The organism is Longimicrobium sp., assembly GCF_036280135.1.
In the GTDB taxonomy this organism is placed as follows: Bacteria; Gemmatimonadota; Gemmatimonadetes; order Longimicrobiales; family Longimicrobiaceae; genus Longimicrobium.
The window spans coordinates 1-7,196 of the sequence record NZ_DASURI010000079.1 but is presented as its reverse complement, the minus strand read 5'-3'; the positions used below and the strand labels follow the sequence as shown (position 1 = coordinate 7,196).

Sequence of the window (7,196 nt, the reverse complement as noted above, 5' to 3'; positions counted from 1 at the left end):
TCTGCTGCCCCTGCTCCCTCTGCGTGAGAATGTTCTTGGTGTTTTTTGGTCCGTCGCAGAGATGCGCCCGGTCCTTGCAACTGCACCTCCTCCAGATGCGAGTCCCCCGACAAACCACCTGATCCCGGAGGTCCGATGGCGCTCTTCGACGCACCCGCCCGCCAGGTGCAGCACCACGCGCGCCGCGCCGCGGCCGAGACGGCGCCCTGGGTGCAGCGCCTGGCCCGGCTGGGCTACGCGGCCAAGGGCGTGGTGTACATCATCATCGGCTACGTCGCGGCCGACGCGGCGTTCTCGCCGGCCGAGCAGGTGCAGGGCTCCCGCGGCGCGCTCAACACCATCCTGCAGCAACCGTTCGGCAAGGTGCTGCTGGGCATCGTGGCCCTGGGGCTCGCGGGATACGTGCTGTGGAAGGCCGTGCAGGCCGTGATGGACCCCGAGCACAAGGGCAGCGACGCCAAGGGGATGGGCGCGCGCATCGGCTACGGGATCAGCGGGGTGCTGTACGCCGGCCTCACGCTGGAAGCCGTGCGGATGCTGCGCGGCCACGGCGGCGGCCAGGGCGACGGCGCGCAGCACTGGACCGGGATGGTGATGGACAAGCCGTTCGGCCGCTGGCTCGTGGGGCTGGTGGGGCTGGGGATCGCCGGGTACGGCGTCTACCAGCTGGTGCGGGCGTTCAAGTCGGACCTGACCAAGAAGCTGAACCTGGAGGGCTCGGCCGTGGCCACGCGGCGGCGGGTCGTGGCGCTGGGCAAGGCGGGGATGGCCGCGCGGGGCGTGGTGTTCCTCATCATCGGCTGGCTGGTGCTGCAGTCCGCGCGGCACTACAACGCGTCCGAGGCGCAGGGGCTGGAGGGCGCGCTGGTCAAGCTGCGCGAGGCCCCCGCCGGCCCGTGGGTGCTCGCCGCCGTCGCGCTGGGCCTGATCGCGTACGGCATCTTCCAGCTCGTGAAGGCCCGCTACCGCACCATCCGCGCGGCCTAGATCGCGGACCGGACGGCAAAACGAGGCGGCGGCCCCGATCTCCGGAGCCGCCGCCTTGGCATCCAACCACTCCCGCACTCACGCACTCCCGCACTCACGCACTACCAGCCATCCGCCGTCCCACCTCGTCCGCGCGGATGTCGAAGTGGTTGGCGTGCCACTCCGGCTGACCGCCGCGCGAGATGATCACCTGCGGCGACTGGTGCTCGATGCCCGTCTTTTCCGCCAGGTAGCGCGACGTGTCGGCGTCGTCGTTCACGTCCACGGTGTAGACGGGCGCGTCGGGGTTCAGCTCCAGGAACCGCTCCATCTCGCCGCGCGCGGCCGCGCTGATGGGGCAGCGCGTGCTGTGCTTGAAGAGGATCGCCGTGTCCTGTCCCAGTGCGTCGTCCACGTCCTGCTTGCTCACCATCTGCTTCATCGCGTGCTCCCCCTCTCCGGAGTCCCTCGCGCCGCCCGGGACGGGCCGCGCAACCGGGGCGGGGGACGGCGCAAGGCGCATACCCGCACGGAAACCGGAGCCGGTGGGCTGATGCAGTTACCGTTGACTCCGTTGGCCGAAGGCCCCGTGTGAGCCTTCTGTTTTCCCCTACCGCGTCTCCGCGTTGCGCTCCGCCACGAGCCGCTGGAGGATCCGCGTGATGGCATCCGCGTCACCGTCCGCCTCGGAAAGGTCGCGCAGCGCGCGTTCGATTGAAGCAGGCACTACGGGCGGTGAGGACGTTTCGGGGAGCGGCGCGGCCGTCATCCGGTTCATCACCGCGACGAGCTGGCGGAGCGCCTCGCGGTCACCCGGGTGGATGGGCTGGCCGGGGTGCAGCATCCGGAGCGCCTCGTCGATCTCGGCGTCCGTGCCCAGGAACGCCGTCCGCGCGGGCTCCGGCGCCAGTCGCGGCTCCGGCGCGACCGCGGGCTCGCACGCCGCGAGCAGGACAACGGCGAACACGCCCGCGCTGCCGATCCGGTGCCTCATGATCCCTCCCGTGCGGGTAGACGAACACGCCGGCGGATGCGCCGGCGCACAGAATGTCAATTGTTCGGCTCGCGGCGAACGAGCTTGTAGAAGCCGACGTGCGCGACATCGTCGGCATCCATCACCGTGCCCAGCACCCAGTCCGGTCCGATCTGCAGGACCTTGAACCGTCCGGGGCCCTGCGCCGTGGCGATCCACCGCCCGGTAGAGTCGAAGACGGACCAGTGGCTGGGTGCGTAAAGCTCACCCGTTGAGTCCGGCTCACGCACCCAGATGTTTCCGCGCGCATCCACTTGAAGCGACAGATACGGGGGCAGCGAGCGCGGGTATGGCGCCTCCCGCACCTCACGTGCACGCTCACGGCGCTCCTCGGGCGTACCGCCCATGTGAACCAGGGTGGATTGGTACGCATCGATGTCCTGCGGCGCGAGATTCACGGGCTGAAAGGGTCTGCCAAAGCGCACTCGCTCCGTCCCGTCCGCGGTGAACGCGGCCACCTCATAGAGGTCCCCGTGGCCAACGTAGAAGCTGTTTCCACGCACCGCCGCCACGGTTTGACGTCCGAAGGGGAGCGAGTGAACACGTCCGCTCGCGCCCGCCGCTACATACCATTCAGCGCCGGGAAAGCGGCCCAGGGTATCGGCGATCTCCCCGTTGGACGCGACGCGCAGGTACACGAGCGTGTCGCGCCAGGCGGTTCCAGGCGGCACGGACCGCGCCGGTGCTCCCGCGTCCGCCACGAGCAGCGTTCCATCCCCGAACGCGCCGAGCACCGGCGGCAGCGGTCCGCGAGTGAAGCGCAAGGTGGTCATCCGGCCCAATTTCCCCGCTGCATCAAAGATGGACAATCGCCGAAGGGAGGGATCCCATACCGCCACGGAGTCGCCCGGGAGCAGGCCCATCCAGCCCATGAACTGGAACTGGCCAGGGCCGCTGCCACGCTCTCCCACGGTGCGAAGGACGCGGCCCGCGCGATCGAACCAGCGCAGGTTCACCGCGCCTCCGTCGGCGACGATGATCTCGTCACCGTGCACCACACCCGCGGTCACCATCACCAGCGCCTGGTCCTCGCGCCCGCCGATGTCGACCAAAGGTTGGGGAGAAATGGTCCACCGCGGAACGTTCTCCCTGTCATCATTCCTGATGATGCCGTGCCTGCCCGCCTCGACGTCGCCGCGGGGCGGGGTGTCCTTTCCGCAAGCCACCCCGGAGAGCAGCAACGCGAGCACGCCGGCGGAGCGCATGTACGTCAGCAGATGCATGCAGCAGCGATCACGTCTGAGGCGGACAGGCAATCTGCTCCCTGATGCAGCGATCCCCTTTGATCTCCGGGTCGTAGACGCAGTACTCCCTCCAGCACTTCTCGGTGATTTGCGCGCTCGACGGCTGTTCCATCACCGCGACGATTCCGAACAGCAGACAAGCACCAACGCTGAAACCCGAAACTCGTGTGAGGATGATCCTGGCCATGGTTCCTCCTTCTCGTGATGAAGGTTGGCCCGGTACGGCTGGGCGGGATGTCCATACCCTAACGCGCTGAATGAGACAATGCAATAGGCGTGTGTGTTGCCGGATGCGGAGGGGAGGCGGGTAAAAACAACGCGGCGGCCCCGGAACGGGACCGCCGCGTTGCGCTGCGGAGTGACTGCCGTCAGCTGTTGGGCGCGCCGGGGTCGCCCAGCTCGCCGGCACCGGGGCGGTTGCGCAGGGTGCTGTTCCAGTAGCCGTAGGCGAAGTAGATGATGAGCCCCAGGGCCAGCCAGATGGCGAACCGCTCCCACGCGTGCGCGGGCAGGCCGAACATGGTGTAGATGCACGCGCCCGCGCCCACCAGCGTCACCGGCCACACGAAGGGCACGCGGAACGGGCGGTGCCGGTGCGGGTCGGTAATGCGCAGCACCAGCACGCCGATGCACACCATGGCGAACGCCGACAGCGTGCCGATGTTGGTGAGGTCGTAGATCTCGTTCTCGTCGGCGAACAGGGCGCCCACGGCCACCACGATGCCCGTGATGAGCGTGGTGATGTACGGCACGCGCGCCTTGGCGCTCACCTTGGTGGACCAGCGGGGCAGCAGGCCGTCGCGGCCCATCGCGTAGAAGATGCGCGGCTGACCGTACTGGAACACGAGCAGCACCGCCGTGAGCGACACCACCGCGCCAAAGGCCACGATCCACCCCGCCGTCTCCAGCCCGGCCAGCTGCAGCGCCTGCGCCAGCGGGTCGGCGCCCTTGAGCTGCTGGTACGGCACCAGGCCCGTGGCCACGACGCCCACGATCACGTAGATGAGCGTGCACACCGCCAGCCCCGCCAAAATGCCGATGGGCAGGTTGCGCTGCGGGTTCTTGGTCTCTTCCGCCGCCGTGCTGATGGCGTCGAAGCCGATGTACGCGAAGAAGACGATGGCTGCGCCCTGGTGAATGCCGCGCCAGCCGTTGGGGGCAAAGGGCTCGAAGTTGGCCATGTCGATGTGCACCACGCCCACCACCACGAACAAGGCCAGCACCAGCAGCTTGATCACCACCATGATGTTGTTGGCCCGCGCGCTCTCGCGCACGCCCAGCAGCAGCAGGCCGGTGATGAGCATCACGATCAGGAACGCCGGGACGTTCACCAGGATGGGCATGCTGCCGATCCGGGGCGCCGTCTCCAGCAGGGCCCGCACCTCGGGGTCGCTGCTCTTGATGACGGCGCGGTACCCGTGCGTCAAAAAGTCTGGCAGGTGTATGCCGAACCCGCTGAGCATGGAGTTGAAGTACCCGCTCCAGGCCACGGCCACGGCCACGTTGCCCACCGCGTACTCCAGGATCAGGTCCCAGCCGATGATCCACGCGATGAGCTCGCCCAGGGTGGCGTACGAGTACGAGTACGCGCTGCCGGCCTGGGGGATCATGGAGGCCAGCTCGGCGTAGCACAGCGCCGCCAGGCCGCACACGAAGCCCAGCAGGAGGAACGAGTACACCAGCGCGGGCCCGGCGCCGTAGCGCACCACGGTGCCGTCGGGGTTGATCTCGCCCGCCGCCGCGGTGCCGATGGAGGAGAAGATGCCGGCGCCGATGACCGCGCCGATGGCCAGCATGATGAGGTCGCCGGCTCCCAGCTCGCGCTTGAGCGCGTTGGGATGGCCTTCCTCGGCCATCAGCTCCGCGATGGGCTTGCGGCGGATGAGCTGCGAAAGTCCTGGCATTGCGTCGGGTTGGACGAGGTTGCGGGACAGGGGGCGGCGGCGGGCGGAACGTACGTTCGGCCGGCGCCGGGCGTGCCCGGAGCTCACGGCTGCGCGCCGAGAGCGGGCGCGCAGGAGGGTCGTGGATTCCGGCAGCCCGACAACCTGCGTGCGCCTACCCCGATCCGTCAATGTTGGAGAGTGCGAGAGTGCGAGAGTGCGAGAGTGCGAGAGTGCGAGAGTGCGAGAGTCGGTGCACCTGCCGTTCGGATTCTCACGAAACGCTCATCCGGGCATCCGACAACGTTCCGGGCAGCTCGCGCGTCTTATCCCACGAAGCCCGTCGATGACGCCGTTGCTGGCTATTCCCTATTCCCTGTTCCCTATTCCCTGCAGTGCCAAGGGCGGTTCCGGTTCACCCCTGACACCGCTACGTTCATACACCCGTACGATCGTTCGTCCCCCGGCGCGTTGCGCGGAAGGTGCTAGGAACTTAGCATCTCTCCGCGAAGGAAAATCCGCAGCCGGCTGGTCCGTTCCCATCCACGTGTCCGCAGAGGTCTCCCTGGTCACCGCCGAGAACGAAGTCGAAACCCTGCTGGCCGACACGGGCCGGCTCAAGGCGCAGGTGCAGCGCCGTATCGTGGGGCAGCAGCAGGTCGTGGACGAAGTGCTGATGTGCCTGATCGCCGGCGGCCACGCGCTGCTGGTGGGCGTGCCGGGCCTGGCCAAGACGCTGCTGGTGCGCACGCTGAGCGAGGCGCTCAAGCTGGAGTTTCGCCGCGTGCAGTTCACCCCGGACCTCATGCCCGGCGACATCACGGGCACGGAGGTGATCGAGGAGGACCGCACCACGGGGCGGCGCGCCGCGCGGTTCATCCGCGGCCCCATCTTCACGCAGATCCTGCTGGCGGATGAGATCAACCGCACGCCGCCCAAGACGCAGGCCGCGCTGCTGGAGGCCATGCAGGAGGGCCGCGTGACGGCCGGCGGCGAGGACATGATGCTGCCGCGCCCGTTCTTCGTGCTGGCCACGCAGAATCCCGTGGAGCAGGAGGGCACGTACCCGCTTCCCGAGGCGCAGCTGGACCGCTTCATGTTCGACATCCGCCTGGACTACCCGTCGGCGGACGAGGAGGTGCAGATCCTCCGCTCCACCACCGGCGTGCAGGACGCGAAGATCGAGGCCGTGCTGGATGCGGAGCGGGTGATGACGCTGCAGAAGTGGGTGCGCGAGGTGCCCGTGGCCGACAACGTCTTCCAGTACGCCGCCAGCCTCGTCCGCGCCACGCGCCCGGGCGACGCCAGCGCGCCGGAGGACGTAAAGCGGTGGATTCGATGGGGCGCGGGCCCGCGCGCGGGGCAGGCGCTCATCCTGGGCGCCAAGGCCAACGCGCTGCTCAGCGGCCGCTTCCACGTGACGCCGGAGGACATCCGCCGCGTGGCCGCGCCCGTGCTGCGCCACCGCGTGCTGGTGAACTTCCACGCCGAGGCCGAGGGCATCTCGCCGGACCGCGTCATCGGCCGGCTGATGGAGGCGGTCGCCCCGCCGCGCTCGGGGCTGTGATGAAGTGCGTGAGTGCGGTAGTGCGTGAGTGCGGACGTGGGGGCGGTGCGCGGGCGGGTCGTGTGCACCAGCCCCGGTCCCGCGCCGCATTCTCGTCGGGAGGGATGATTCCCGCCGGCAGCAACCCGCCCCTCCCCCGGCCCCTCCCCGCTCGTTCCTCGCGGAGAGGGGAGAACGGCGTGCGGGCGTGGAACTCGGCGAGCGCGCGGAGGCCACTCACGCACTCACGCACTCCCGCACTCACGCACTTCCGATGAGCGCCGCATCGGACTTCCTGCCGCCCCGGCTGCTGGAGCGGCTGGGCGGGCTGGACATCATCGCGCGGACGGTCGTCAGCGGGTTCCAGACGGGCGTCCACAAGTCGCCCCACCGCGGCGCGGGCGAGGACTTCGCCAAGCACCGCGACTACCAGCAGGGCGACGACGTACGCTACCTGGACTGGAAGCTCTACGCCCGCACGGACCGCCTGCACGTCCGCGAGTTCGAGGAGCGCAGCAACCTGC

The 7,196-nt window shown here is 69.1% G+C and carries 8 protein-coding genes; 3 read left to right on the top strand and 5 right to left on the bottom strand.

Annotation, left to right across the window (positions count from 1 at the left end):
• The first annotated feature begins 135 nt into the window (after positions 1-135).
• Complete coding sequence (locus VFZ20_RS02790) at positions 136-987, top strand: DUF1206 domain-containing protein (RefSeq protein WP_329682299.1); 852 nt, start codon at positions 136-138, stop codon at positions 985-987.
• Between the two features lie 94 nt (positions 988-1,081).
• Here VFZ20_RS02790 and ytxJ read toward each other — a convergent pair whose 3' ends face one another.
• The 5 genes from ytxJ to VFZ20_RS02765 form a co-directional block, all read right to left on the bottom strand.
• Positions 1,082-1,408, bottom strand: a complete 327-nt coding sequence (gene ytxJ / locus VFZ20_RS02785) for a bacillithiol system redox-active protein YtxJ (protein WP_329682298.1) — start codon at positions 1,406-1,408, stop codon at positions 1,082-1,084.
• Between the two features lie 168 nt (positions 1,409-1,576).
• Positions 1,577-1,960, bottom strand: coding sequence for a hypothetical protein (locus VFZ20_RS02780; protein ID WP_329682297.1), 384 nt, complete (start codon positions 1,958-1,960; stop codon positions 1,577-1,579).
• 56 nt (positions 1,961-2,016) lie between these two features.
• Positions 2,017-3,222 carry a hypothetical protein gene (locus VFZ20_RS02775; RefSeq protein WP_329682296.1) on the bottom strand — a complete coding sequence of 402 codons (1,206 nt, stop codon included), beginning with the start codon at positions 3,220-3,222 and terminating at the stop codon, positions 2,017-2,019.
• 10 nt (positions 3,223-3,232) lie between these two features.
• On the bottom strand, positions 3,233-3,430 hold the full coding sequence (locus VFZ20_RS02770) for a hypothetical protein (protein ID WP_329682295.1): 198 nt from the start codon (positions 3,428-3,430) through the stop codon (positions 3,233-3,235).
• Positions 3,431-3,611: 181 nt separating this feature from the next.
• Positions 3,612-5,147, bottom strand: a complete 1,536-nt coding sequence (locus tag VFZ20_RS02765) for an APC family permease (protein WP_329682294.1) — start codon at positions 5,145-5,147, stop codon at positions 3,612-3,614.
• 526 nt (positions 5,148-5,673) lie between these two features.
• On the opposite strand from VFZ20_RS02765, the gene VFZ20_RS02760 reads away from it, so the two are divergent.
• Both VFZ20_RS02760 and VFZ20_RS02755 read left to right on the top strand, forming a co-directional pair.
• A complete protein-coding gene (locus tag VFZ20_RS02760) occupies positions 5,674-6,693 on the top strand; it encodes a MoxR family ATPase (RefSeq protein ID WP_329682293.1) in 1,020 nt (339 codons plus the stop codon).
• Between the two features lie 253 nt (positions 6,694-6,946).
• On the top strand, positions 6,947-7,196 hold a 250-nt coding region (locus tag VFZ20_RS02755), incomplete at its 3' end, for a DUF58 domain-containing protein (protein WP_329682292.1).

Coding starts and splice junctions, on each gene's coding strand:
- VFZ20_RS02790 (WP_329682299.1), top strand. CDS start 136: ATGGCGCTCTTCGACGCACCCGCCCGCCAGGTGCAGCACCACGCGCGC.
- ytxJ (WP_329682298.1), bottom strand. CDS start 1,408: ATGAAGCAGATGGTGAGCAAGCAGGACGTGGACGACGCACTGGGACAG.
- VFZ20_RS02780 (WP_329682297.1), bottom strand. CDS start 1,960: ATGAGGCACCGGATCGGCAGCGCGGGCGTGTTCGCCGTTGTCCTGCTC.
- VFZ20_RS02775 (WP_329682296.1), bottom strand. CDS start 3,222: ATGCATCTGCTGACGTACATGCGCTCCGCCGGCGTGCTCGCGTTGCTG.
- VFZ20_RS02770 (WP_329682295.1), bottom strand. CDS start 3,430: ATGGCCAGGATCATCCTCACACGAGTTTCGGGTTTCAGCGTTGGTGCT.
- VFZ20_RS02765 (WP_329682294.1), bottom strand. CDS start 5,147: ATGCCAGGACTTTCGCAGCTCATCCGCCGCAAGCCCATCGCGGAGCTG.